The 25,827-nt window shown below is 69.9% G+C and carries 24 protein-coding genes; 6 read left to right on the forward strand and 18 right to left on the reverse strand.

What is annotated here, in order from left to right; translation table 11 throughout:
• Positions 1 to 16: 16 nt before the first annotated feature.
• The 9 genes from ACV7NN_RS10425 to hemE are packed head-to-tail and all read right to left on the reverse strand — an operon-like array spanning position 17 to position 7,629.
• Complete coding sequence (locus tag ACV7NN_RS10425) at positions 17 to 820, reverse strand: uroporphyrinogen-III synthase (RefSeq protein ID WP_463349506.1); 804 nt, start codon at positions 818 to 820, stop codon at positions 17 to 19.
• A complete protein-coding gene (gene hemC / locus ACV7NN_RS10430; protein WP_463349507.1) occupies positions 817 to 1,791 on the reverse strand; it encodes a hydroxymethylbilane synthase in 975 nt (324 codons plus the stop codon). Before hemC ends, ACV7NN_RS10425 begins: the two co-directional genes overlap by 4 nt.
• Positions 1,788 to 2,963, reverse strand: coding sequence for a ferrochelatase (locus ACV7NN_RS10435; protein WP_463349508.1), 1,176 nt, complete (start codon positions 2,961 to 2,963; stop codon positions 1,788 to 1,790). The genes hemC and ACV7NN_RS10435 overlap by 4 nt, the downstream gene beginning before the upstream one ends.
• Entirely contained in the window at positions 2,960 to 3,682 is a 723-nt protein-coding gene (hemQ, locus tag ACV7NN_RS10440) for a hydrogen peroxide-dependent heme synthase (RefSeq protein ID WP_463349509.1), read from the reverse strand. The genes ACV7NN_RS10435 and hemQ overlap by 4 nt, the downstream gene beginning before the upstream one ends.
• Positions 3,683 to 3,739: 57 nt before the next feature.
• A complete protein-coding gene (locus ACV7NN_RS10445) occupies positions 3,740 to 3,979 on the reverse strand; it encodes a DUF3618 domain-containing protein (protein WP_463349510.1) in 240 nt (79 codons plus the stop codon).
• The gene (locus tag ACV7NN_RS10450) at positions 3,969 to 4,382 is read right to left on the reverse strand and encodes a phage holin family protein (protein ID WP_463349511.1); all 414 of its coding nucleotides are present in this window, start codon (positions 4,380 to 4,382) and stop codon (positions 3,969 to 3,971) included. Before ACV7NN_RS10450 ends, ACV7NN_RS10445 begins: the two co-directional genes overlap by 11 nt.
• A gap of 30 nt (positions 4,383 to 4,412) precedes the next feature.
• On the reverse strand, positions 4,413 to 4,910 hold the full coding sequence (locus tag ACV7NN_RS10455) for a YtxH domain-containing protein (RefSeq protein WP_463349512.1): 498 nt from the start codon (positions 4,908 to 4,910) through the stop codon (positions 4,413 to 4,415).
• Positions 4,911 to 4,925: 15 nt separating this feature from the next.
• Complete coding sequence (locus ACV7NN_RS10460) at positions 4,926 to 6,488, reverse strand: protoporphyrinogen/coproporphyrinogen oxidase (protein ID WP_463349513.1); 1,563 nt, start codon at positions 6,486 to 6,488, stop codon at positions 4,926 to 4,928.
• A complete protein-coding gene (hemE, locus tag ACV7NN_RS10465) occupies positions 6,478 to 7,629 on the reverse strand; it encodes a uroporphyrinogen decarboxylase (protein ID WP_463349514.1) in 1,152 nt (383 codons plus the stop codon). The genes ACV7NN_RS10460 and hemE overlap by 11 nt, the downstream gene beginning before the upstream one ends.
• A gap of 97 nt (positions 7,630 to 7,726) precedes the next feature.
• On the opposite strand from hemE, the gene ACV7NN_RS10470 reads away from it, so the two are divergent.
• Both ACV7NN_RS10470 and ACV7NN_RS10475 read left to right on the forward strand, forming a co-directional pair.
• Complete coding sequence (locus ACV7NN_RS10470; protein WP_463349515.1) at positions 7,727 to 9,046, forward strand: glutamyl-tRNA reductase; 1,320 nt, start codon at positions 7,727 to 7,729, stop codon at positions 9,044 to 9,046.
• 34 nt (positions 9,047 to 9,080) lie between these two features.
• Positions 9,081 to 9,788: a GNAT family N-acetyltransferase gene (locus ACV7NN_RS10475; protein ID WP_463349516.1), complete on the forward strand. Its 708-nt coding sequence runs from the start codon at positions 9,081 to 9,083 to the stop codon at positions 9,786 to 9,788.
• A 270-nt stretch (positions 9,789 to 10,058) separates the two neighbouring features.
• On the opposite strand, the gene ACV7NN_RS10480 is transcribed toward ACV7NN_RS10475, so the two are convergent.
• Complete coding sequence (locus ACV7NN_RS10480) at positions 10,059 to 11,444, reverse strand: glycine--tRNA ligase (protein WP_463349517.1); 1,386 nt, start codon at positions 11,442 to 11,444, stop codon at positions 10,059 to 10,061.
• Between the two features lie 134 nt (positions 11,445 to 11,578).
• On the opposite strand from ACV7NN_RS10480, the gene ACV7NN_RS10485 reads away from it, so the two are divergent.
• Positions 11,579 to 12,655, forward strand: coding sequence for an NAD-dependent epimerase/dehydratase family protein (locus tag ACV7NN_RS10485; protein ID WP_463349518.1), 1,077 nt, complete (start codon positions 11,579 to 11,581; stop codon positions 12,653 to 12,655).
• 165 nt (positions 12,656 to 12,820) lie between these two features.
• Here the strand turns inward: ACV7NN_RS10485 and ACV7NN_RS10490 are convergent, their stop codons facing one another.
• Both ACV7NN_RS10490 and ACV7NN_RS10495 read right to left on the reverse strand, forming a co-directional pair.
• Entirely contained in the window at positions 12,821 to 13,729 is a 909-nt protein-coding gene (locus tag ACV7NN_RS10490) for a serine hydrolase (RefSeq protein ID WP_463349519.1), read from the reverse strand.
• Positions 13,730 to 13,795: 66 nt separating this feature from the next.
• Entirely contained in the window at positions 13,796 to 15,793 is a 1,998-nt protein-coding gene (locus tag ACV7NN_RS10495; protein WP_463349520.1) for a M13 family metallopeptidase, read from the reverse strand.
• A 118-nt stretch (positions 15,794 to 15,911) separates the two neighbouring features.
• Here ACV7NN_RS10495 and ACV7NN_RS10500 point away from each other — a divergent pair, with 118 nt between their 5' ends.
• Positions 15,912 to 16,538: a DUF805 domain-containing protein gene (locus ACV7NN_RS10500; protein ID WP_463349521.1), complete on the forward strand. Its 627-nt coding sequence runs from the start codon at positions 15,912 to 15,914 to the stop codon at positions 16,536 to 16,538.
• A gap of 157 nt (positions 16,539 to 16,695) precedes the next feature.
• On the opposite strand, the gene ACV7NN_RS10505 is transcribed toward ACV7NN_RS10500, so the two are convergent.
• The 4 genes from ACV7NN_RS10505 to ACV7NN_RS10520 form a co-directional block, all read right to left on the reverse strand.
• The gene (locus tag ACV7NN_RS10505) at positions 16,696 to 17,190 is read right to left on the reverse strand and encodes a GbsR/MarR family transcriptional regulator (protein ID WP_463349522.1); all 495 of its coding nucleotides are present in this window, start codon (positions 17,188 to 17,190) and stop codon (positions 16,696 to 16,698) included.
• Between the two features lie 42 nt (positions 17,191 to 17,232).
• Positions 17,233 to 18,864, reverse strand: a complete 1,632-nt coding sequence (locus ACV7NN_RS10510) for an ABC transporter permease (RefSeq protein WP_463349523.1) — start codon at positions 18,862 to 18,864, stop codon at positions 17,233 to 17,235.
• A complete protein-coding gene (locus tag ACV7NN_RS10515; protein WP_463349524.1) occupies positions 18,861 to 19,898 on the reverse strand; it encodes an ABC transporter ATP-binding protein in 1,038 nt (345 codons plus the stop codon). Before ACV7NN_RS10515 ends, ACV7NN_RS10510 begins: the two co-directional genes overlap by 4 nt.
• 329 nt (positions 19,899 to 20,227) lie before the next feature.
• Positions 20,228 to 20,827 (reverse strand): hypothetical protein, encoded by a 600-nt coding sequence (locus tag ACV7NN_RS10520; RefSeq protein ID WP_463349525.1) that lies wholly within the window; start codon positions 20,825 to 20,827, stop codon positions 20,228 to 20,230.
• 163 nt (positions 20,828 to 20,990) lie between these two features.
• Between ACV7NN_RS10520 and ACV7NN_RS10525 the strand changes: the two genes are divergently transcribed.
• Positions 20,991 to 21,917: a Ppx/GppA phosphatase family protein gene (locus ACV7NN_RS10525; RefSeq protein WP_463349526.1), complete on the forward strand. Its 927-nt coding sequence runs from the start codon at positions 20,991 to 20,993 to the stop codon at positions 21,915 to 21,917.
• 106 nt (positions 21,918 to 22,023) lie between these two features.
• Here the strand turns inward: ACV7NN_RS10525 and ACV7NN_RS10530 are convergent, their stop codons facing one another.
• Positions 22,024 to 23,235 (reverse strand): amidohydrolase, encoded by a 1,212-nt coding sequence (locus tag ACV7NN_RS10530; protein WP_463349527.1) that lies wholly within the window; start codon positions 23,233 to 23,235, stop codon positions 22,024 to 22,026.
• A gap of 44 nt (positions 23,236 to 23,279) precedes the next feature.
• Positions 23,280 to 24,347 carry a LacI family DNA-binding transcriptional regulator gene (locus ACV7NN_RS10535; RefSeq protein ID WP_463349528.1) on the reverse strand — a complete coding sequence of 356 codons (1,068 nt, stop codon included), beginning with the start codon at positions 24,345 to 24,347 and terminating at the stop codon, positions 23,280 to 23,282.
• 138 nt (positions 24,348 to 24,485) lie between these two features.
• On the opposite strand from ACV7NN_RS10535, the gene ACV7NN_RS10540 reads away from it, so the two are divergent.
• Positions 24,486 to 25,742: an MFS transporter gene (locus ACV7NN_RS10540; protein ID WP_463349529.1), complete on the forward strand. Its 1,257-nt coding sequence runs from the start codon at positions 24,486 to 24,488 to the stop codon at positions 25,740 to 25,742.
• Positions 25,743 to 25,827 lie beyond the last annotated feature (85 nt).

Consider the following 25,827-nt stretch of genomic DNA (forward strand, 5'->3'; position numbering starts at 1 on the left):
GGGGGTCGCGAACGCGTCAGCCGGCGGCGCGGGCGCGGGCGACGGCGGCGATCAGCGACGCCGCGGTGCGCTCGTCCGCGATCACATCGACGCGCAGGCCGAAATCGCGCGCATCCCGTGCCGTCTGCGGTCCGATGGCCGCGACCAGCGTCTGCTCCGGGATCGGTCCCAGCTGCAGTTGCACCTGCTCCGCGACCGAACCGCTCGTCACGAGGATGGCCTGCACGGCGCCCGCGGCGACATCCGCGACCACGTTCTCGGGCACGGGCACCCCGATCGTCCGGTAGGCGACGACCGACTGCACGTCGTGCCCGATGCGCCGCAGCCCCTCGGTGAGGAGGGGCTTGGCGATCTCGGATCGCAGGGTCAGGATGCGCAACGGCACCACACCCTGCGTCGCGGCCTCCCATTCGGCGAGCAGTCCGCGCGCGGAGTTGTCCTCCGAGGGAACGAGGTCCACACGGTACCCGGCGGCGGTGAGCGCGGCTGCCGTGGTCTCGCCGACGGCAGCGACCTTCGTGGTCGCCGGAACGACGGCCCGCTGCGCGCTCAGCACGTCGACGGTCGTCGCGCTCGTGACCGTCATCCAGTCGAATTCGCCGGCGGCAAGAGCCATGAGCGCTGCATCCAGTGCCGGTGCGTCAGCGGTGGGGGCGAAGTTGATCATCGCGGCGACGATGGGCGAAGCGCCCTTCGAGCGCAGGTCGGCTGCGACCGCGTCACCCCAGGGACCACCGCGCGGGACGAGCACGCGCCAGCCGGCGAGCGGCTTGGCGGATGCGGATGAGGATCCGGATGCGGACCCGACCGCTGCGCTCATCGCGCGCCTCCGACGGGCGCGAGGTCCGCCGCGCCGAGGTCGAGAAGCTCCGCGACGACCCGCCGGGCGACGTCAGCGGCAGCGACCTCGAGGTCGCGCGCGTTCATGCCGTCTGGCGTGGCCGCGTGCGAGCTGGTGAGCTGTTCCGTTCCATCGGGCCGGTAGACCGTGGCCGTGAGGAAGAACAGGCCGTCGTCGATCTCGGCGTGCGCGCCGATCGGGGCAGCGCATCCGGCTTCGAGACCGGCGAGCACGGCGCGCTCGGCGGTCACGGCGGCGTGGGTCGTCACGTGGTTGACGACGGCGAGGGCCTTGGCGAGGGCACCGGAGCCGCGCTCGTCTCCGGTGCGCACCTCGATGGCGAGAGCTCCCTGGCCCGGCGCAGTGGGCGCATCCGAGAGCGAGAAGTGCTCGGTGATCGCCTCCGAGCGGCCGAGGCGGTCGAGCCCTGCTGCCGCAAGCACGACCGCGTCGAGGTCGCCGTCGGCGACGCGCCCGAGCCGGGTGTCGACGTTGCCCCGCAGGTCGACCACGTGGAGGTCGGGTCGGCGAGCGAGCAACTGGGCGACGCGGCGGGGCGACCCGGTTCCGACGCGGGCGCCCTCCGGAAGGGTCTCCAGCGTCAGGCCGTCGCGCGCGCACAGCGCATCTCGCGCATCCGCCCGCCGCGGCACCGCGCCGATGACGAGGCCCGGATGCGCTCCCGTCGGCAGGTCTTTCAGCGAGTGGACGATCAGGTCGCACTCCGAGGCGAGCAGCGCATCCCGCAACGCGCTCGCGAACACACCCGTGCCTCCGAGCGAAGCCAGCGATTCACGGGACGTGTCGCCGTGGGTCGTCACCGTGACGAGCTCGACCTCGAGTCCTGTCGCCTTCGCGATCGCGTTCGCGACCACGGTCGTCTGGGCGACGGCGAGGGCACTCCCCCGCGTTCCGACGCGGAGGGTGCGGGGAGCGGATGCGGCACTCACGGCGCGACCCCCGCAGCGGCCGGCTTGAAGCCGAGCCGGCCGTTCTCGCAGCAGCCGGGGCGGCAGACGTCGTACCACGGGCCGAGCGGGGTCAACGCCGGACGCTGGGCGACAGGGACACCGTCACGACGCTCGAGCACGAGGTCGACGAGGCCCGCGACATAGGCGTGGTGCGTGCCCGGCGTCGGGACGCGGACGGCGACCAGTCCGTTGCGCTCGGAGGTCTCCATGGCCTCGTTGTCGAGGTCCCAGAGGACCTCCATGTGGTCGCTGACGAAGCCGATCGGAACGATGACGACCGCGCGGATGCCCGCCGCCGGCAGTTCGTCGATCGCGTCGTTGATGTCCGGCGCGAGCCACGGCATGCTCGGAGGGCCGCTGCGCGACTGGTAGACGAGTCTCCACGGAACGTCGGCGGCGCCGGCCTCGTGGACGACGACCTCCGCGACCGCGAGGTGCTGCGCCGCGTAGGCGCCGCCTTCGCCGAAACCACGGTCGGACGGACCCGACTTCGCAGCGTCGGCGGAGGGGATGCTGTGGGTGGTGAACAGCAGTTGGGCCTCGGTCGCCAGGTCGATGCCCGGCACCCGCTCGCGGACCTCGTCGAGGGCGTGACGCAGGCCGTCCACGAACGGCGTGACGAATCCGGGGTGGTCGAAGAACTGGCGCACCTTGTCGATCTGGATGGTGCCGTCGAGTCCGGTCTCCTCCAGGGCGATCGCGAAGTCCTCGCGGTACTGGCGGCAGCTCGAATACGACGAGTATGCGCTCGTCGCGATCGCGAGCAGCTTCGTGAAGCCGCGGTCGTTCGCTTCGGTGAGCGCATCGCGCAGGTAGGGGTCCCAGTTGCGGTTGCCCCACAGCACAGGAAGGTCGATGCCGCGGGACTCGAGCTCGGCCTCCAGCGCTGCTTTCAGTTCGCGGTTCTGGTCGTTGATCGGGCTGACCCCGCCGAAGTGCCGGTAATGGTGGGCGACCTCTTCGAGACGCTCCTCGGGGATGCCGCGCCCCCGCGTCACGTTGCGCAGGAAGGGGATGACGTCGTCCTGGCCTTCCGGGCCGCCGAAGCCGGCGAGGAGGATCGCGTCGTAGGCGACCGGTTCTGTGACGTGCTCCGGGCCGGCCGCCGCCGCATCCGTCGCTCCGAGAACGCGCGTCAGCGCTTCGGTCACTGGAGGACCTCCACGAGCTCGGCAGCGGTGACCCGGCGCCCTGTGAAGAACGGCACCTCTTCGCGCACGTGACGGCGGGCATCCGTCTGCCGCAGGTCGCGCATGAGGTCGACGAGGTCGACGAGCTCGTCGGACTCGAGCGGGAGGATCCATTCGTAGTCGCCGAGCGCGAACGAGGCGACGGTGTTGGCGATGACCGAGCGGAACGCAGCTCCCTTGCGGCCGTGCTCGGAGAGCATCCGGCTGCGCTCCTCCTCGGGCAGGAGGTACCAGTCGTAGCTGCGGACGAACGGATAGACCGTCAACCATTCCTTCGGCTCGACGCCGCGGAGGAAGCCGGGCACGTGCGCCTTGTTGAACTCGGCGTCGCGGTGGACGCCCATCGCGTTCCAGGTCGGAAGGAGCGCCTTCAGAAGCTGGGTGCGGCGCAATTGGCGGAGTCCCCACTGCAGCCCCTGCGCATCCGGGCCGTGGAGCCAGATCATGACGTCGGCGTCGGCGCGAAGGCCGGACACGTCGTAGAGGCCACGCGTGACCACGCCCTCGAGCTCGATGTCGGCGATGACGCCGTCGAGTTCCTGCACGGCGCGCGGCACATCGGTGCCGTCGAGATCGTCGGGCCGGGCAGGGTCGCGACGGAGCACAGCCCACAGAGTGAATCCGCTCGGGCTGTCGACAGAGGTGGTCTCTTCTGCCCCGGAGGCAGCCAGTTCAGTCATACCTCACAGTCTCTCTCGCAATCCTGTAAGCGCCAAAAGCGAGGTAGACGCCCCGCTCTACTTCCTGATCGCCCTGATGATGAGCCAGACGGCACCGCCGACGACCGCTGCGGCACCGACGACAGCAGCGAAGAAAGCGACCGGGTTCTCGGTCCGCAGCTCCTCCACGCGGCGCGTGGCGCGCTCGGCGGCGAGCCTCGACTGCTTGGGAACGTCGAGTTTGTCCTGGATGGCGTCGAGTGTCGCCCTCAGTTCGGCACGGGCCTTCGCGGCCTGGCTCGCGGCGTCAGTTGTCATAGCGGCCCATCCCCTTGATCGCTTCGACGTCCTCCTGGACGCTCGCGATCGTCTTCTCAGGGGCGGCCCCGCCCATCCGCTTGAGGACCTGGACGCCGATGAGGGCGAGGATGACCGCGATGATCACGAGCGCGCCGAAGACGATCAGGGCGGCAGCCCAGCCCGGGAGGACGAGCGACAGTCCGAGGATCGCGGCCGCAACCAGGCAGGCGAATGCGAAGAAGAGGAGGCCGGCGGCGAACGCGAAGAGTCCTATGCCCACACCGGCATACTTGGCTTTCGCGGCGAGTTCCTGTTTGAGGTTCTCGACCTCCGCCTTGGCGAGTGCGACCAGCAGCGCCGGGAGGTCCCGGATCAGCTGGATCAGCGAACGCGATTCCTTCGCGTTTTCGTCGTCAGTCATTTCTCGTCACCGTCCTCGGGGAACGTGCGCTCAGGCTCCGGCGTCGTCGGCCTCGTCGAACTCCGATGAGCGGGCGGCCGGCTTGCGCTTCGAGGAGGACCCGGTGGCCTTGGATGAGGCTTTCGGCGCTGCCTTCGGCGCCGTCGTTGGCGCCGTGGCCGTCTCCTCGTCCGCCGGTGCCGCGATCGTCACGCTCGACGTGCTCGTCGCCGCTGCCGGCCGTGCGGGCGAAGGCGTGGACGGAGCCGTCGCGGGCGGCCGGTAGCCCGAGCCCGGCCTCTGGGCGGCCTGCGCGCGGCTCACCACCTGGGTGACGACCTTCTTCGCGCCTTCGAACAGCGCGCCCGGGATCTCGCTGAACTTCTCCGCGGCATAGTCTTCTGCCGCGTTCACCTGCCTCTGGATGCCGGGCGTCTCCCACACCCTGGCAGCCGCCGCCTTGATCTGCTCGTACCGTTTGCGGCCGGCGCGTGCGCCGAGCACGTAGCCCACGGCTGCACCGGCAACGAAGAGAAGCTTTCCCCGCATTGAACGCCCCGTTCGTCAGAGATTCTCGGTCAGTGCTTTCCAGCGTAGACCCCGAACCCGGTGGGCCGCCTCCTTCGCATCCGGAATGACGGATGCGAGCCCGGTGCCCGCAAGCCAGGAACCCGTCACTTCGAGGCCGTCGATCGCGTCGACTGCGGCGCGGACCGCGTCGATCCGCTCCCGCTCCCCCAGCGCTGCATAGGGAAGCGCGTTCGTCCACCCCGTCCGGGCGAAGCCCGTGAGAGCGGATTCCGCAAGCGGAATATTCAGAAGGGCGGATGCGTCCCTCAGCGCAAGGGCGCTCACGTCGGCGTCCCCGAGTCCGGCCGTCTCGCTCGGCCGCCCGGCCTTCCCATAGGACAGGCGCACCACATGCCGTCCTCCGGTCGCTTCGGCGAGCCACGACCACTTCGCAGTCGAGTGCGTCATCGCCTTTGCGGTGACGCCCGATCCGGGAAGATCCGCGACGAGCACGCCGGTGCCGCGGGGTGCGGCGTCGAGGGCCGGCTCGTCGACGACGAGGGTCACGAGCTCGACGCTCGAGGCGGCCGGCCACTCCAGTGCGGCGATTTCCCCGAGCTCCGCCGACGCGTCGGCGAGGAGAGCGAGGGATGCTGCGGCAGGGGCGGCGAGGACGACGATGTCGGCGGGCAGCTCGCCGCCATCCGCGAGGCGGACGGTCCAGCGCGGTACAGAGGCTGCGGCCGGTGCGCTGTCCTCCGCGGAACCTGCGGTCGCCTCGGCGTCGGCGGCGCGACCGGCGACGGCCCCCGGGGCGTCCTCGGCGGAAAGAGCGACGAACCGTTCGATCGACGCAACCGCCACGCCGGTGCGAAGGTGGCCACCGCGCTCGGCGACCGCCTCCTCGAGCGCCTGGGCGAGCATCCACATACCGCCGCGCAGACCGTTCGCCGCGCCTCCCGGCTTGACGTTCGCACGAAGCTCGCCGACGGCGCCCGACAGTGAACCCTGCCGCGTCAGCGCAGCGTTGAGCCCGGGGGCGACGACAGCGATGTCGAGATCGTCCGGCTCGGCGGAGTAGATGCCCGTGGTGACCGGGGCGACCAGCCGCTCGAGCACGCGGGACCCCATCCGTTTGCGCACCAGCGCCCCGAGGCTCCGCTCCTTGCCGATGGTCAGCACCGGACGCAGGCGGTCGAGGTAGGCGCGCCAGGCGCCCGACCAGCCGATCACGCGCACGACGTCGGCCGCGAGCGGGGAGCTCGGGATGCCCAGCAGGCCGGCCTTGGGCAACGGCACCGTTCCGGACGGCAGCCGCAGCCACGCGCCCTCCGGGTTGGGTTCGACGATCCGGTCGGCGAGGCCCAGTTCTTCGATCAGCTCGGCCACATGGCCTCCGCGCGTCGCGTAGCTCTCGGCGCCAGCATCCACCGTGACGCCGTCGACGACGGTGGCCGCGACCGTCCCGCCGAGGCGATCGGATGCTTCCACCACCGTCACGTCGAAGCCCGGTCGCGAACACTCCCGCGCCACCACGAGCCCCGCGACCCCTCCGCCGACGATGACCACGCGCGTGGCCGCTGCTTCGATCGCGTGCCTGAGATCGTCAGAGTCCATGGACGAACTCCACCAGCCGCGTGAGCACGGTCGGATCCGTCTCCGGCGGCACGCCGTGCCCGAGGTTCAGCACGTGCGACGGCGCGCTCGCTCCACGCAGCAGCACGTCGCGGACGTGCTTCTCGAGAACCGGCCAGGGCGCATCCAGCATCGCCGGGTCGACGTTGCCCTGCACCGGGACGACATGCCCGAGTCGGCGGCTCGCCTCGTCGAGCGGAACCCGGTAGTCGACCCCGACCACGTCCGCGCCGATCTCGTGCATCGCTTTGAGCAGCTCGCCGGTGCCGACCCCGAAATGGACGATCGGCACGTTGCGGGTACCGGGGAGCAGGGCTTCGCCGTCCTCGACGGCGTCGGGCGAGGGGACCTCGTAGGTGAGGTCGCGCACGTGCGACAGGGCGCGGGCGGATGCGGGTGCCACATGCGTCACATAGTCGTCGAGCGACAGGGCGCCCGCCCACGAGTCGAACAGCTGGGCTGCGCTCGCGCCCGCGAGCACCTGCGTGCGCAGGAAGGCCCCGGTGACGTCGGCGGTCCAGGCCATCAGGCGAGCCCAGGCCTCCGGGTCGGCGTGCATCATCGTGCGGGCACGGATGTGGTCCTTCGACGGGCCGCCCTCGACCAGGTACGCGGCCAAGGTGAAGGGAGCCCCGGCGAAACCGATCAAGGGGGTGTCGCCGTCTCCGAGTGTCGCGAGCTCGGCGGTGGTGCGGCGGACCGCATCGATGATGGGCGCGAAGACCGCCTCGTCCAGGGAGGCGGGGTCGACCGCGGTCAGCGCATCCACATCCGCCGCCGTACGCACCGGGGCGCCCAGGACCGGACCCTTGCCGGGGACGATGTCGACATCGACCCCGGCGAGCCGGAGCGGGATGACGATGTCGCTGAAGAAGATGGCGGCGTCGACGCCGTGGCGGCGCACCGGCTGCAGAGTGATCTCGCTCGCGAGCTCCGGGTCGAGGCAGGCGTCGAGCATCCGCGTGCCGACGCGCAGGTCCCGGTACTCGGGAAGCGAACGGCCCGCCTGCCGCATGAACCAGACCGGAGTGACCGGTTGCCGGAACCCGTGGTAGGCGCCGACCAGCCGCGACGAAGCGGTCGTTCCGGAGCTGAGCGGGTGGGCCGGGGCAAGCGTATTCACCCCACGATTCTGTCAAACCAATCTGAACATGCTGCACGAGTGTCATCGGGGGGCTTCTCGATTCGAGGAAGCGGCCGCGCAAGCGTAGGCTTCCCTCGTGCTACTCTGCTTCACCTCGAGCCACCGCACCGCCGGATTCGACCTCCTCGACCGGCTGGAGCGGCATGCAGCAGCAGTGACCGCAGCACTCGCAGAGAACACCGACCTCTTCAATGGATCCGTCGTCCTCGCGACCTGCAACCGGTTCGAGGCCTACCTCGATGTGGACGCTGCCGGCCCGACTGCAGGCGCAGCGTCGGCCGAGGCGGTGATCCGCGCCGTCAGCGATGCGTCCGGTGTGGATGCGGACGAGCTCCGCGCATCCAGCGCCGTCATCAACGACCAGGACGTCGCCGAGCACCTCTTCTCCGTCTCCAGCGGACTCGAATCCGTCGTCGTCGGCGAAGTCGAGATCGCCGGGCAGGTGCGTCGGGCACTCGAAGCGGCCCGTGCATCCGGAACCGCCAGCAGCGAACTCGAACGGTTGTTCCAGGTCGCGTCGCGTACGTCGCGCGGCGTGAAGAACCGCACCGGTATCACCAGCGCCGGGCGATCGATCGTGCGGCTCGCCCTCGACCTCGCCGAAAGCCGCGTCACCGACTGGGCCGCGACGCGGGTGCTCCTCGTCGGAACGGGCGCATACGCGGGCGCGAGCCTCGCCGCCCTCCGCGAGCGCGGCGTGACAGACGTCCACGTCTATTCGCCGTCGGGGCGGGCCCACAAGTTCGCTGTCGCCCACGCGGCAGGAGCGGTTCCCGCGGGCGGTCTCGTCGACGCGATCGCCGCATCCGATCTCGTGGTCACCTGCAGCGTCGCGCCGGACGTCATCCTCGGCGTGCCGGAGTTGGAGTCCGCGGCGGCCGTCGCAGACGCGCTCCCCCGGCGCCTCGTCGTCGACCTCGGGCTCCCCCGCAACGTCGACCCGGCGGTCGCCCATCTCGACGGAGTCGAACTGCTCGACCTCGAGACCATCAGCAAGCACGCGCCGCTCGAAGAGCTCAACGCGACCGATGAGGCACGTGCGATCGTCGGCGACGCGGCGGCCGAGTTCGCGGCACAAGCCGCCGAACAGGCGGTCACACCCGCGCTCGTCGCCCTCCGCGCACACGTCTTCGACGTCCTGGATGCGGAGATCGCCCGGGCGCGCGGCCGCGGCGACTCGAGCGAACAGACCGAGACGGCGCTCCGGCACCTGGCGGGCGTGCTGCTGCACACGCCGTCCGTCCGGGCGCGCGAGCTCGCCCGGCGTGGTGAGGCGGAAACCTTCACCGACGCAGCCAACACGCTCTTCGGCCTGGACGTCGAACCGCCCGAGGTAGCCGGGGTGGCGGCACATGTGACCCCGATTTCCGACACGGGCGAGTCCGCCGTATCCTGACCGGACCCCTTCCCGACCGGAACCTGGAGGACAAGTGAGCAACGGAGCACACTCGACCGAGACCGAGACCGAGACCGAGACCGAGACCGAGGCTGAGGCCACGGCCGAGACCGCAGAGGCGATCGAGGTCGCCAACGCCGAGGAGGCGCACGGTCTCGTCGGCCTGCCCTACGACGCCGTCGAGATCCGCACCGAGCGCCTGCTGCTGCGTCCGCTCACGAAGAACGACCTCGACGATGTGCACGCGTACCAGAAGCGCAAGGATGTGGTGCGCTACCTGATGTGGGAGGTGCACGACCACGAGGAGTCGGCCAAGCACCTCGAGAAGCGGATCGCGATGACCGACCTCGCCGAAGACGGTGACGGCCTGATCTATGCGGTCGAACTGCCGGACCCCGCAGGCGGCCACGGGCGCGTCATCGGAGACATGAGCATCTTCCTGAAGAGCGCGGCGCACGCCCAGCTCGAAGTCGGGTGGGTCTTCCACCCGGCCGTCCACGGGCGCGGATACGCGACCGAGGCGGCGGATGCGGTGCTCGCGGTGTGCTTCGGGACGATGGGCGCCCACCGCGTCTTCGCGCAGCTCGACCCGCGCAACGAGGCGTCCGCGCGCCTGTGCGAGCGACTCGGGATGCGGCAGGAGGCGCACCTGCGCCAGAACGAGATCTTCAAGGGCGAGTGGGGCGACACCGTCATCTACGGGATGCTCGACACCGAATACGCGGCGGCCCACCCCGCCTGACGCGCATTCGACTCCCGATCCGCACCCACCTGACACGAATCGGCCCCCGGGCCGCGCATCCGCGAGTTGGCACTAGGTGCGGTTATCGGGCGCGCCGAACCGACATCTACTGCCAACTCGACTCCCGATCCGCACCCGCCTGACACGAACCGGCCCAGACGCCCAACCAGCCAACCCACCCGCGCGCCCGGGCCGCGCATCCGCGAGTTGGCACTAGGTGCGGTTATCGGGCGCGCCGAACCGACATCTACTGCCAACTCGACTCCCCATCTAGGAGCCGAGCAGGCGCTCGGCCAGGTACCCGCGCAGCTCGGCGAGGGGGATGCGGTCCTGGGCCATGGTGTCGCGGTCGCGCACCGTGACGGCGTGGTCCTCGAGCGAGTCGAAGTCGACGGTCACGCAGAACGGGGTGCCGATCTCGTCCTGGCGGCGGTAGCGGCGGCCGATGGCACCGGCGTCGTCGAAGTCGACGTTCCAGTACATGCGGAGGTCCGCTGCGAGCTCCCGCGCGACCGGCGACAGCGCTTCGTTGCGGCTGAGCGGCAGGATCGCCACCTTCACCGGCGCCAGGCGCGGGTCGAGTCGCAGCACAGTGCGCTTGTCGACGCCGCCCTTCGCGTTGGGGACCTCTTCTTCGTGGTAGGCGTCGACGAGGAACGCCATCAGCGACCGGGTGAGGCCTGCTGCGGGCTCGATGACGTACGGCGTCCACCGCTCGTTCTTGGTCTGGTCGAAGAACGTGAGGTCTTTGCCGGATGCCTTCGAGTGCGTCGACAGGTCGAAGTCGGTGCGGTTCGCGACACCTTCGAGCTCACCGAACTCGCTGCCCGTGAAGCCGAACCGGTACTCGATGTCGACGGTTCGCTTCGAGTAGTGGGACAGCTTGTCTTTGGGGTGCTCGTACAGGCGAAGGTTCTCGGGGTCGATACCGAGGCCGACGTACCAGTTCCAGCGCTGGTCGATCCAGTACTGGTGCCACTCTTCGTCGGTGCCGGGCTCGACGAAGAACTCCATCTCCATCTGCTCGAACTCGCGGGTGCGGAAGATGAAGTTGCCGGGCGTGATCTCGTTGCGGAAGCTCTTGCCGATCTGGCCGATGCCGAACGGCGGCTTCTGCCGGCTCGCCTGGAGCACGTTCGAGAAGTTGACGAAGATGCCCTGCGCGGTCTCCGGGCGCAGGTAGTGCAGGCCGGACTCGTCGTCGACCGGGCCGAGGAACGTCTTCAGCAGCCCGCTGAACGCGCGCGGCTCCGTCCAGGTGTGGCGATTGCCGCAGTTCGGGCACGGCAGGTCGTCGAGGCCGTTCTCGGGCGCACGGCCCTTCTTCTCCTCGTACTCCTCGATGAGGTGGTCGGCACGGAAACGCTTGTGGCAGTGCGTGCACTCGACGAGCGGGTCGGTGAACACCTCGACGTGCCCTGACGCCTCCCACACCTGCTTGGGCAGGATCACGCTGGAGTCGAGACCGACCACGTCGTCGCGGCCCTGGACCATGTAGCGCCACCACTGGCGCTTGATGTTCTCTTTGAGCTCCACACCGAGGGGCCCGTAGTCCCAGGCCGACCGCGATCCGCCGTAGATCTCTCCGGCCTGGAAGACGAACCCGCGGTGGCGGGCGAGCGCGATGACGGAATCGAGACGGGTGGGTGCTGCCACGGTGGCTCCAATGGTGCGGAAGGGATGGTGCGTGATGTCCGGCGGCGAGAACCGACGGAACGCTCCAGCCAGTTTACGGTGTCGCCGTGCCCGCGCCGATTTCCCCCGGAGGTGCACGGGCGTACCGTTGGGGCATGCAGGCGGACACCACTCGCACAGCCATGATCATCGGGGGAACGGGCCAGCTCGGTGCCGCAGCCGCACGCAGGCTCGCCGTCGACGGATGGTCGGTGCTCGTCGCGCATCGGGGCAACCATGCGGGCGACACGTCGCTCGCCGACCTGGATGTGACGACCATCCGGCTCGACCGTGAGGACACGACCAGCCTGCTCGCACGCGCGCGCGGCCACGACCTGGTGGTCGACACGGTCGCCTACGACGAGCACCACGCGGACCAGCTCGCGCACCTGGCCGGCGAGGTGGGCTCACTCGTCGTCATCTCGACCGGATCGGTGTACGTGGGCGCCAACGGCGGCTACCTGGATGTCGTGACCGGGCCGGAGGACTTCCCCGACTTCCCTGTGCCGCTCCGCGAGACCGACCCGATCGTCGACAACTCCGAGCGGACGTACTCCCCGCTGAAAGCGGCGATGGAACGCCGGCTGCTGCAGACCGACGACCTTCCCGTGACCATCCTGCGGCCCGGAGCCATCCACGGACCGTTCAGCCCGGCCCTCCGCGAGTGGTATTTCGTGAAGCGCGCGCTCGACAAGCGCAGCAGGATCGTGCTCTCCGACGACGGCCTCAACAGGTTCAGCACGTCGTCGACCGTCAACGTCGCCGAGCTCATCTCCCTGTGCGCCGACCGCCCGGGGCGACGCGTGCTGAACGCCGTCGACCGGGACAACCTGACCGTCGCCGAGATCGCGCACACCATCTTCGAGACGATGGGCCGCGAGGTCGAGATCGTCACGTATCCCGGGCCGGCGGTCGGGAACCTCGGCTCCACGCCGTGGTCGGTCACGCATCCGCTGGTCATGAGCATGGATGCCGCCCTCGTCGAACTCGGGTACCGGCAGCCGGTCAGCTACGCGGATGCGGTGGCCGAGGACATCGACTGGGTCACCCGCGAAGTCGCGGCCGCCGAGCGGCGCGAGGAGAGCTGGCAGGATGTGTTCCCCACGATGGTCACGCGGTCGCGCGCCGACGGATGGTTCGACTACGCCGCCGAGGACGAGTACTTCGCGAGCCGGGCGCCCGCACGCCGCTGACGCGGGTCGGGGTGCCGCGGGTTTCGGCTGCCGCGGGTCCGGCTGCCGCGGCATCCGTCCCCGCACTACTTACGTGCCCGCGCACGAGAAGAGCACGTGCGGTGAGACGTAACACGTGCGGCGAGCCGCACAGGGGAGAGCGCAACAGGGATGGCGGACGCGCCCTTAGTGCACGTATTCGAGCAGATCGAGGCCGACCGTGCGCATCCCTTCGAGCACGGCGAGGCGGGATGCGAGGGTCGCGTCGTCGAAGTACATCGACACCGCGTAGGTGATTCCGGCCCGCGGCCCGCGGAGCACGCCGACCTCGCTGCGCACGCCGACATCCGTGCCCGTCTTGTTCACCAGCAGCGTGCGGTGCTCGACGGTGCGGTGCGACAGCGGGTCGAGGCCGAACGCGCTCGCCACCATCGACAGGTCGGCGTTGAGCGACAGCCACGAGATGACCCGCTGGCTGGTCACGGAGTTGACGATCTCACCGCGCGCGAGAGCGGAGAACAGCCAGGTCAGTTCGTTCGCGCTGCCGACGGAGAGTTGCGGTGCGTCGTCGGGCCCGCGGTGGTCGCGCACCAGGTCGAGCAGGGCGGTGCGGGTGAGTCCGAGCGCCTCGGTGCGGGCGCTCACCGCATCGAGTCCGATGTGGCGCAGCAGCACGTTGGTGGCCAGGTTGTCACTGGTCGCACCGATGAGGGCCGCGAGGTCGGCGACCGGAAGCGACGGCGCCTGCAGGTGCTGCCAGATCCCCGAGTCCCCGACCGCATCCTCGAAGGAACGGTCGAGCAGCGCGAGCGGGCTGAGCTGACCGTTCTGGATGCGCGCCGCGACCTCGACGAGCAGCAGCACTTTGCCGATGCTCGCCGTCGGCATGACGACATGGTCGTCGACGGAGAACAGCACCGCCCCCGTTGCGAGGTCGGTCGCGCGCGCGGACACCTGCACGCCGTTCAACGCCAACTGGCCGAGGGCCGCGAAACCGCGGCTGAAACTCTGCGACGCTTCCGCACCGCGGTGCCGACCGCGCCTGATCGCGCTGTGCCGGCTACGGCGTTCGGAATCCTGGGTGGGGATCGTCACGGCGGGGGGCATTCCTTCTCAATCCTTGTCTGGATGGTCCCCCCGGGCCACCAGTTTTCCATTAGATCACCAGATGGAGACGCGCTGGGACGGGTCCAGCCAGAGGGCGTCGCCTTCGGCGACGGAGAACGTGTCGTAGAACTCGCCGATGTTCCTGACGATCTGGTTGCACCGGAACTCGTTGGGCGAGTGCGGGTCGATCGCCAGCAGGCGGATCACCTCTTCGTCGCGGCCCTTCTCCTGCCAGGCCTGTGCCCACGACAGGAAGAAGCGCTCGGCCCCGGTGAGGCCGTCGATGACGGGCGGCTCCTGACCGTCGAGGGAGATCAGGTAAGCCTTCCAGGCGATCGCGAGGCCGCCCAGGTCGCCGATGTTCTCGCCGATCGTGAGCGCGCCGTTGACGAAGTTGCCGGGGACCTGGGCCGGGGCAAGCCGGTTGTACTGCTCGATCAGCGACGCGGTGCGCTTCTCGAACGCCGACCGGTCGGCGCTCGTCCACCAGTCCGTAAGGCGGCCGTCGCCGTCGTACTTGGAGCCCTGGTCGTCGAAGCCGTGACCGATCTCGTGCCCGATGACGGCACCGATCGCACCGTAGTTGGCCGCGTCGTCGCGCGCGGCATCGAAGAACGGATATTGCAGGATGGCCGCCGGGAACACGATCTCGTTGAAGCCCGGGTTGTAGTAGGCGTTGATCGTCTGCGGCGTCATGAACCATTCGTCGCGGTCGAGGGGTCTGCCGATCTTGCCGAGTTCGCGGTTGAACTCGAACAGGCTGGTCGCACGCACGTTGCCGTACAGGTCGGTCGGGTCGATCACCAGGCTGGAGTAGTCGCGCCACTTCACGGGGAACCCGATCTTCGGCGTGAACTTCGCGAGCTTCTCGAGGGCGCGGTCGCGGGTCTCCTCGCCCATCCACTCGAGAGTGCGGATGCTCTGCCGATACGCCTCGATCAGGTTGGCGACCAGCACATCCATGCTCTCCTTCGCCGCCGGCGGAAAGTGCTTCTCGACGTAGATGCGCCCGACGGCCTCACCCATCGCGCCCTCGACGAGCGAGACGCCGCGCTTCCAGCGGTCGCGCATCTGCGGAGTGCCTGTGAGGGTGCGGCCGTAGAAGTCGAAGTTCTCCTCGACGAATGCTCCGCTCAGGTACGGGGCTGCGCCGTGGATGACCTGCCAGGCCAGCCAGTCCTTCCAGCTCTCGAGGCGGTCGGCGGTGAGCAGGCTCGCGAGACCGCCGGTGAAGCTCGGCTGGCGCAGGACGACCTCGGCGAGGGCGTCGTCGGGCGCGCCCAGTGCGGTGAGCCAGTCGCCGAGGTCGGCGGGCGCGGATGCGGTGGCCGCGCCGGCCCCGCCGCCCGCGAACAGCGCCGCGGCATCCGCCCAGGCGAACAGGTTGTATGTCTTCTCGCTGTCGCGCGAGGCGACATTGTCCCAGTGGTGCGAGGCGATCGCCGTCTCGAGGTCGAAGACGCGCTGGGCCCGCTCGGGTGCGCCGTCGAGGCCGGCGAGTTCGAACATCCGCTGCAGGTGGGAGAGATACGCCGCGCGCACGGATGCGAACTTCTCTTCGCGGTAGTAGCTCTCGTCGGGCAGGGAGATGCCCGACTGCTCCACGAAGACGAGATAGCGCTCCGGGTTGCCGGGGTCGTTGTCGACGAAGAGCTGGTAGAAGCCGCTGAGCCCGTGGCGCTCGAGGCGGCCGATGGTCGACAGCAGGTCGGGGATGCTGCTCACGTCGCTCGCGAGCGCGAGCTGCGATGCGATCGGCGTGACGCCCAGTTTCTCGACACGCTCCTCATCCATGAAGCTCGCGTACACGTCGCCGAACTTGCGCTCCTCGGTGCCCTCCGGCGCCCCGGTCGCCCCGTCGATGATCTCACGCACGGCCGCCTCGGCCTCCTCGCGGAGGATGAGGAACGAGCCGTAGCGCGCTTTGTCGGCCGGGATCTCGGTGCTCGCGAGCCACTTGCCGTTGACATGCCGGAACAGATCGTCCTGCGGGCGGATGGCCGGGTCGAGTTCGTCGAGTTTGATACCGGATGCAGGCGCCGCGTCAGTCATTCGACCAGCCTATGGTGTCGCGACGACATTCGTGAGGGGTCGGAAATGATGGCATTTCGCTCGTTCGGGCGCTTGACTATGTTCGACAGATCGTTCACCGATCCACAAGGAGCATCGCATGTCTTCGCAGCAGCCTCCGTACCAGCCGCCCGACCAGCCGCCGGCCCAGCCGCCCGCCGGTCCTCCCTCGGCTCCGCCGCCTCCTCCGCCGCCACCGCCCGGGATGGGCCAGCCGTACCAGCAGCCGGGTGCACCCGTCCCCGACTGGGCTCCGTACTACGGCGCCCCGTTCGGTGTCGCCTTCCAGCGGTTCTGGCGCAAGTACGCCGACTTCACCGGCCGCGCCAGCCGCAGCGAGCTGTGGTGGTGGGTGCTCGCGTGGGCGGTGATCGAGGCCGTGATCAACATCATCGGGAACGCGACCGGCCAGATGGGCTTGGCCATGTATCGGAACGGCGGGTTCCATCCGACCCCCGGCTTCTGGTTCTTCGGTGCCCTCGGCGGCCTGTGGTGGCTGGCGACGGTCGTGCCGTGGCTCGCTATCACGTGGCGACGACTGCACGACGCGAACCTGGCCGGCCCGTTCTTCTTCCTGTCGCTGATCCCGTTCGTGGGCCCGATCATCCTGCTGGTGCTGCTCCTGCTCCCGACGAATGTGCTGGGCGCCCGGTTCGACCGGCCGCGACCGACCGCCGCGCCTCCTGGTTACCCGCCCACACCGCCGGCGTACCCGCCCGCGGCCTGACCGCGCGAGAATGACCGTTCCGGTCGAGCGTGCCCGCTCTGCGAGGCACTCTCGGCCGGAACTGTCACGTTCAGGCCATCGCCCGCCGTCGCGACCGGGGCGCCGTCGCGTCCTGGGGTGCCGTCGCGACCGGGACGCGGTCAGGCCGGCGGCGCGGTCAGGCTTGCGTCAGCGGCTCTTCGACCGGCAACCGGCGCAGCGCATCCCACTCAGCGAGCAGTTGCGGCATCCGCACCTCGAGGAAGCGGTAGAACCGCGCCATCTCCTGCAGCCGGTCGGTGGCGACCGACGACGGATCGTCGATGGCCGTCACCCCCGCATCCGCCTGCGCCGCGAGCACGCCGTAGATCGGGCTCTCCGTCGTGAGCGCCGTGTACCAGGCGTTCTCCGGCAGTTCGTACCGGTCCCGGCGGCTGCCGGACTGGGAGAGGCGCCGGATGATGCCCAGCGTCTGCAGGTACCGCACCGCCCCCGAGATGGCGGCCGCGCTCGCGCCCAGCTGCTCCGACAGCTCCTGCGCAGTGAGCCCACCGGTCTCGGACACGGTCAGCGCCATGAGCACCCGCGCGGGCATCTTGGGAAACCCGGCCGCGGTGAGGATGGCGGCCGTGTGCTCGACGACGTCATGCAGCGCGCGCTCATCCTTCGCCATGGTTCAGTCTCCCGTCCGGGTCATCGTGGTCCAGCATCCGTTCTAGGCGATCGCGAAGTCGCGCCTCCTGATCAGCAGCGCGGCGACGGCCGTGGCAGCGATCGCGATCACGATCATCCAGATCCCGCCGGTCCAGTCGGGCGACGGACCCGTCACGACGGGGGTATGCGCGAACGGGGACAGCTTCTGCAGCGAGTCCGTCAGTCCGATGAACCCGCCGAAGATGCCGAGGAAGGCACCGAGGCCGAGGGCCGCCCACGCTATCACGATCGACCAGGTGGGCAGCACGACGAACACCAGCGACAGGACGCCCAGGTAGATCAGCGATACCGGAAGCTGGGCTGCCGCCGCGGCGAAGGAGGCGTTGACCATCGAGGAGTCCTCTCCGGTGGCCACCGCGCTCAGCCCGGATGCGATACCGGCGGCCACGAGGACGACCACGACGGCGATCACGCCGACCAGCATGAACTCGAGAAGCCAGCGGATGCGCGACAGCGGGGTCGCCAGCATCACTTCGGCCGTGCCTGCTGCCTCCTCCTGCCTCAGCCGCACGACGACCTGGGTGGCGCAGGCGGCCGCCAGGACACCGACGATCGCGAAGATCGCGGAGATCACGATCTGTGTCAGCGACCCGCCTCCGCCGGAGCCGATGGAAGCCAGTGCCTTGCGCATCGACGAGAGCGTCGGGTCGTTCGAGATCGACGAGCTGACCACGCTTCCGAGGGCGCCGGCGAGCACTCCGGTCGCCGCTCCGCCGGCGGCCCAGCCGAGGATGGTCGGCCACTGCAGGCGCCAGGCGAGGCCGAGCGGTCCGTTCAGGGTGGGTCGCGCATCCGCCCGGCCTGAGCGCTCGGCGACCAGGCTCGCGCCGGTGTCGCGCTGCGACTGGAGGAGGAAGACGACCGCGATGACGGCCGCGGCGAAGGCGAGATCGAGCAGGAGGGGCCACCAGACATTGCCGCCCCAGGCGTCCATCTGCTCGCCCCAGCCGATCGGCGAGAGCCAGGTCGGCCATCCGCTGACCATGTGCACACCGTCAGGCCGGACCGTGCCGATCGAGTCGCCGATCCCGCGCAGGAAGTAGGCGAGCACGACCACAGCGGCCGCGACGCCGTTCGCACCGCGGGAGGTCGACATCAGCTGGGAGGTGAACAGCCCGATCGCGAGGAACGCGACGCCGGCGCCGCCCACCGCCGCCCCGGCGACGAACGATCCTTCGACCGGGAGACCGGTCGAGATGAAGCCCAGCGCTACGGCGAGCGCGACCAGGATGTTCGCGATCAGCCCGTGGACGATGGTCGCCACGGTCGGGGTGATGCGAGCGGCCTCGGTCGCGGCCACGAGCTCGGCACGGCCGGACTCCTCCTCGGCGCGCGTGTGGCGCACCGCGAGGAACGTGCTCATCAGTCCGGCGAGCAGTGCGAGGAAGGTGTAGATCTCGAAGAAGGTGACCACGGCGAGGCTGGTCCCCTGCGGGAGGCCGCGGAGGACAAGGATCGCGGGATTGGCGATCGCGAGATGCATCAGCTCGATACGGCCCGCGGCACTCCCGTAGGTCGTGCTCAGCGATTGGGCCGAGAAGGCGCCCAGGACCCCGATCGCGAGGACCCAGATGATGAGTTGCCAGCGATCGCGGCGGAGGCGCTGGCGCAGAAGCGCACCGAACGTGTTCATCGTCGCGTCGCCTCCGTGCCTGTGGTGCCCGGGGTGCCCGGGGTGCCTGCGGTGCCGGTGGTGTCGCCGGCCGGCGCCGGCGCATCCGCACCTCGTCCGGCCTTCGGCGTGCCGATGGCGTCTTCGGTGGCGATCTGGTCGCCGTAGTGGCGCAGGAAGAGTTCTTCGAGCGAGGGGGGTGCGACGGTCAGGCTCTTCACGTCGAGGGTGGCAAGGGCGTTCAGGACGCCCGGCAGCTTGTCGCTGTCGGCGGTGAACCGCACACGGCCGTTGTTGGTGGCCACCTCGTGGGCTTCGGGGATGCGCGCGAGATCCGCATCCGTCACGCCGTCGGCCGCGAACGAGATCTCGGTGCGGGTCAGGTGCCGCATCTCGGCGAGAGTGCCGGACTCGACGGTCTTGCCGGCGCGGATGATGCTCACGCGGTCGCACAACTGCTCGACCTCGGACAGGATGTGGCTCGACAGCAGCACGGTCGCGCCCTCGCCGGAGACGCGCGCGATCTCCGCGTTGAATGTCGCCTCCATCAGGGGATCGAGCCCGCTCGTCGGCTCGTCGAGGATGTAGAGGTCGGCCGGTGTCGCGAAAGCGGCCACCAGTGCCACCTTCTGCCGGTTGCCTTTCGAATAAGCGCGGCCCTTCTTGCGCGGGTCGAGTTGGAAGACGTCGATCAGGCGCGCTTTGCGCTGGGCGTAGGCCGCCCTGTCGGAGGTGCCCCCACGCAGACGGGCGAGCAGATCGATCGCCTCGCCGCCGGTCAGGTTCGGCCAGATGCTGACGTCGCCGGGAACGTAGGCGATCTGCCGGTGCAGGTCGACCGCATCCTTCCAGGGGTCGCGGCCGAAGACGGTCGCGGAACCGCCGTTCGCTTTCGCGAGACCGAGGAGAACGCGGATGGTGGTGGACTTCCCGGCACCGTTCGGCCCGAGGAAGCCGTGCACTTCGCCCGCTGTCACCGACAGGTCGAGCCCGTCGAGGGCACGAACGCGACCGAAGCGCTTCTCGAGACCCGAGGTCTCAATCACAGTGTTCATGAAGATGATCGTACGCCGGTTTCACAAATTTGTGAATCTTCCTAACGGGATCTTTACGGGCATGTCTTTGGGCATTGTCGGCCCCGCGTTCGCGCGTGCGACGTGCGCGGCCCGCGCGGCGCGATCGGTCGCCAAAAGATAGCCTCCCACGGCGATTGGTCGCCGAACTTTTGGCGACCGATCATGCTCAGCGAGGATGGCGGGCGTGGTTGGGCGAGCGGGCGTCACGGGATGTGGCGCAGGCACGTGCGGGGATGTGGCGCAGGCACGTGCGGGGATGTGGCGCAGGCACGTGCGGGGCGGTACAGCCCCCGCCCCGCACGGTCGGGCTAGCGGACTCCGGGCTCGCGGCGCACGCCGTCCGGGCCGACGACTCCGCGTGTGGCGTCGGGCTCCGCGGGTGCGGCGGTCGGCGCGGCGGTCGCCGGAGGAGCAGCCGCCGGGGCCGCGGGAGGGACAGCCGTCACCGGAGCGGCGTTCGGCGCGGCCGTGGTCGGGACGGCCGTCGTCGGTGCCGCAGCCGGTGCGGCTGTCGTCGGCGCAGCGGTCGCGTTCGGGTCGGCACCGGTCGGTGCTGCAGCATGGGCCGCACCCGTCTTCGTCTTCACGTCGGGATCGACCTCATCCGCCCGCCGCGCCTGCTCTGCGGCGCGTGTCTGCGCTTCCTGCGCCTCATTCTGGCGATCGAGAGCCTCGCGACGCAGCCGTTCGGCATCCACCTCGGCCTGTTTCGCATCCGCCGCCGCGCGCGCAGCCTTGGCTTCATGCTCGCGCGCACCGAGCGCCTCGGCTTCGGCCTTCTGGCGCATCTCGACCGCCTTGGCGCGGTCGGCTTCCCGGCGCCTGCGCCCCGACATCGTGATGATCAGGACGATCACGATGACGGCGACGACAGCGATGATGATGGCGGTCCAGCCTGCGGCGCTCATGCGGCCCACCCCGCTTCGGAAACGGCCGGCTCGCGCCAGGACAGGACTTCGATCTGGGTTCTCAGACTGTGAGTCATGCGGCGAAACGTACGCCGAACAGGGAGTCCGGACAAGGCCTTGACAGCGGCCGTCAGGCGTGAGTGCGGCGCGGTAGTGTCGGGACATGCGACTCGGGGTGCTGGACGTGGGCTCGAACACGGTGCATCTCCTGGTGGTGGATGCCCATCCCGGCGCCCGCCCTATCCCGGCCGCCGCGCACAAGTCCGTGCTGCGACTCATGCGCTACATCACGGCGGACGGCGCGATCAGCGACGAGGGCGTCACTGCGATCCTCGACGCGATCGGGGCCGCGGTGACGTCGGCCGCCGAGGAAGGGATCGACGAACTCCTGCCGTTCGCGACGTCGGCCATCCGGGAGGCGACGAACGGCCCGGAGGTGCTCGCCCTGATCGCCGACCGCACCGGTGTCGAACTGCAGGTGCTCTCGGGCGCGGACGAGGCGCGGATCACGTTCCTCGCGGTCCGGCGCTGGTCCGGCTGGTCGGCGGGCAGGATCCTCCTGCTCGACATCGGTGGCGGCTCGCTCGAGATCGCGTCTGGGGTGGACGAGATCCCGGACACGGCGGTGTCCGTGCCGCTCGGGGCGGGCCGCAGCACGATCGGGTTCCTCCACGACGACCCTCCGCTGGAAGCGCAGGTCGAGGCGCTCCGCACGCATGCGCGGTCCGTGCTGGCGGATGCGGTGGGCGCGTTCGCGGGGCGCCCGGGTGACGAGCACGTGGTCGGCACCTCCAAGACCATCCGCTCGCTCGCCCGGCTCGCCGGCACGGTCGCACCGGGGCCCGGCGGAACGGAGCGGAGCCTCCTCAAGCGGAGTGAGCTGCGCGACTGGGTTCCGCGCCTGGCGCAGATCCCGGCCGAAGCCCGCACTGCGCTGCCCGGTATCACCGCCGATCGCACGTTCCAGATCGTCGCGGGGGCCATCGTGCTCCGCGAGGCGATGCGCGCGTTTCGCGTCGACGAACTCGAAGTGTCGCCGTGGGCGCTGCGCGAAGGACTCATCCTGCGGTATCTCGACCACCTGGCGTAGCAGCCGATTCAGTCGAGTTCGTCGCCAAACTTTTGGCGAGCAATCGTGCGATGGCCCGATTTCTTGGCGACCAATCGCGCCGGGACGGAGCCGGGCGTGGCGCGGCTCAGCCGAGCCACTCCCGCGCGGCGACGACGAGCGCCTGCACGCCGGCGTCGATCGTCGGCTGCGGCAGCGGCGCGAAGAACGGCGAGTGGTTCGACGGGATGTCCGTGTCGAGCGTGCCGGCCGCATCCGCCGCCGCATACACCTCGGGGTCCGCGCCTCCCAGGAACCAGTAGACGAGCGGCGCACCGGCGGCCGTCGCGAGGTTCCCGACGTCTTCGCTGCCCGCGATGAGACCCGGGTCGAATACGCGGTCGTCGCCGAAGGCGGCACGGAACGCGTTGTTGGTGCGCTCCGTCGCATCCGGATCGTTGACCGTGACGGGGTAGCGCTCGGTCACGGCGAACTCGGGCGCGCGCGTCGCTCCCGACGCCTGCGCCTCGGCGTGGACGATCCGCTCGACCGCGCCGACGACGCGCTCACGCACGGTCTCGTCGAAGCTGCGGATGCTGATCCCGATGGCCGCCTCCGACGGGATGATGTTGCTCTTGGTGCCCGCGTTGAGGAATCCGACGGTGACGACGGCCGGGTCGAACGCGGCGACCTCGCGTGCGACGACACCCTGCAATCGCACGACGGTCGCTGCCGCCATCAGGACCGGGTCGATGGTGGTCTCCGGGCGGGAGCCGTGCCCGCCGCGTCCGAACATGGTGACGTCGAGGGCGTCGACGGCCGCCATGGCCGGCCCGGAGTGCGCGCCGACGATGCCGGCCGGGTAGGGGGCGACGTGCTGGCCGAGCACCACATCCGGCTTCGGGACCTTCTCGTAGAGGCCGTCGTCGACCATCACCTGGGCGCCGCCGCCGTGCTCCTCGGCGGGCTGGAACAGCGCGACGACCGTGCCGCTCCATTCGGCGCGCGTCTCGAGCAGGCGCTCGACCGCGCCGATCAGGCAGGTGATGTGGATGTCGTGACCGCACGCGTGCATCAGCCCGACCTCGTGGCCGTACTCGTCGATCACGGTCTGCGTGCTCGCGTACGAAAGGCCGGTCTCCTCAGCGACGGGCAGGCCGTCCATGTCGGCACGCAGAAGCACGGTCGGGCCGTCGCCGTTGGACAGAACGCCGACGACGCCAGTGCCGCCGATACCTGGTGTGACGTCGAGTCCGAGAGCGGTCAGTCGCTCGGCGACGATGCCGGCGGTCCGGTGCTCCGCGAACGAGAGCTCGGGGTGGGCGTGGAGGTCGTAGTACAGCTCTTCGAGGGCGGTCATGGTTTCACACTATGTGACCGCAGACGGATGCCGGACCGCGACCGTCAGCGCGCGGGTGCCGCCGTCGTGTTCCCGGTGTGGAACTCGCTCGTGAAGCTGACGGGAACAGGGGTCTCGCCGTCGAGCATCTCGACGATGGCGGCCCCTGCTGCACGCCCCTTCTCGACGGCGGGTTGCACCAGCGTCGTCAGGTCGTACGGCCACAGTCCGTCCACGCGCACCCCGTCGAATCCGACGACGCTGAGCTCGGCGGGCACAGCGATGCCCAGCTCTTCGGCGGCGCGGATCACCCCGGCGGCGAGCAGGTCGCTCTGCGCGAGGATCGCGGTCGGCCGGTGCTCCGGGTCGGCGAGAAGGGCGTGCGCGGCGAGAGTCCCCTCTTCGACGAAGCTGCCGCGGGCAGTGAATGCGGGCGCATCGGGAAAGACGTCGCGGGCGCCGGCGAGACGTTCCATGGTCGTGTTCGAGCTGCCGAGGGCCTCGCGGTCCGGGGTCAAGTCTCCGCGGATGCGGTCCCGGTCCAGCGGGAGCGTCACCAGCGCGACGTCACGGTGTCCGAGATCCCACAGGTGCTGGGCGGCGAGACGGGTCGCCTCGCGGTTGTCCTGACCGATGGTCAGCACGCCGCCGGACGGGTCGCCCTCGATGGCGACGAGGGGGATGCCGCGCTGCCGGAGAGCTGCGACCGACTCGTCGAGGCGGGGGCTGCATCCGATCAGCACCACGGCATCCATCGACGCATCCTGGATGCGCCCGGCGGCCTCCCCCGTGTCGGTCAGGATGAGCAGCCCGGCGTCGATCGCAGCGAGCTCCTGCGAGATGCCATCGAGGAGGGCGATCTTGATCGGGTCGCGGAAGGCGTCGCGGACGCGCTCTTCGATGACGACGCCGACGATCCCGGAGCGGCCGCGGCGCAGCGAGCGCGCGCGCGGGTCCGGACCGGCGTAGCTGAGCTCGCGGGCGGCGGCCAGGACGCGTTCGCGGGTCGCGTCGGAGACCGGTCCTGTTCCGCTGAACGCAAGGGATGCGGTCGAGTTGGAGACACCGGCGAGCTGCGCCACTGCGGCCAGGGTGGGACGTGTGCCGCCGGGTGTTTTCGGCTCGTCGCTCACAGATCTGTCCTTCCACGCCGGTTGAAGTCGGACGCTTTCTCCGATAGCTTAGTCGAATCGATTCGATCGAATCGATTCGAGGATGCCACCACCGCGACATCCGACCGCATTCGAACCATCAGGAACATCAGGAACATCATGTCGCAGACGACGCCATCCCCCACAACGCGCAGCCGACGCGAACTCTCGGCATGGCGCAACGCGGTGTTCGTCATCTTCATCCTGAGCGGGCTCAGCCTTGCGACCTGGGTGGCTCGCATCCCCGGCGTCCGCGACGGGCTCGGGCTGGACACGGCCCAGGTCGGGCTGCTGATCCTCGGCATGTCCATCGGCGCCATCCTCGGACTCGTCGCATCCGCACCCCTGCTCGCGAAAGTCGGCCCTCACCGGGGCATGGTCATCTCCCTGGTCATCGTGGCGGCGGGCATGGTGCTCATCGGCAGCGGGGTGTCGTTCCTCCACTTCGTCCCGCTCGTCGGGTTCGGCCTCGCCCTGCTGGGCTTCGGCAACGGGATGGTCGACGTGATGATGAACGTCGAAGGTGCGGCCGTCGAACGCGAGATCGGCAAGACGCTCATGCCGCTCATGCACGCGTGCTTCAGCCTCGGCACGGTCGTGGGCGCGGGTCTCGGCGCCGCTGCCGCCGCCCTGCACATCGACGTGTCGTGGCACCTGATGGTGATCGCCGTGCTCGTCGTGGGGACCGCCGTGCTGGCTGTGCGGTTCATCCCCAGCGAAGTCGAACTCGGCGACCCCGAGGAAGGCGAGCCCGAGAAGCAGCCGTGGGGGGCGCGCCTGCGGGAGAACCTGTCGGTCTGGGCCGACTGGCGCCTCATCCTGATCGGCGTGGTAATGCTCGGCATGGCCTTCGCGGAAGGCTCCGCCAACGACTGGCTGGCCCTCGGGGTGGTCGACGGGCACCACCAGTCCAACGCGACCGGCGCACTCGTCTTCGGCGTCTTCGTCGCAGCCATGACGATCGGCAGGGTCCTCGGCGGCCCGCTCGTCGACCGGGTCGGACGTACCAACTCCATCCGCATCACCGCCGGGCTCGGCGTGGTCGGCCTGCTGCTGTTCATCCTCGGCGGCCCGCTCTGGATGGTCGTGGTCGGCACGGTCCTGTGGGGCTTCGGTGTGTCCCTCGGCTTCCCGCTCGGGATGTCCGCGGCGGCCGACGGGACCGACAAGCCGGCCGCGCGCGTGAGCGCCGTCGCGATGATCGGGTATTGCGCATTCCTCGTCGGGCCTCCGCTGATCGGGTTCCTGGGCCAGGCGTTCGGCATCCTGAACGCGTTGTTCGTGGTGCTCGTGCTCATGGTCGCATCCGCGCTGGCGGCGCCCGCGGTGCGCGAGGCGTCGCGGGCGCGCGCTCCTCGGGTGCCGGCCGACGCGTAAGCGGGCGCGCGCGGGGCTCGCACACGCCGGCGACTGCGGCGGCGCGGCACGACGGCGGTGTCGCGGTTGCCCTGCGAATGCTCGC

The sequence above is a fragment of the Leifsonia sp. Ger2509 genome (assembly GCF_055231915.1).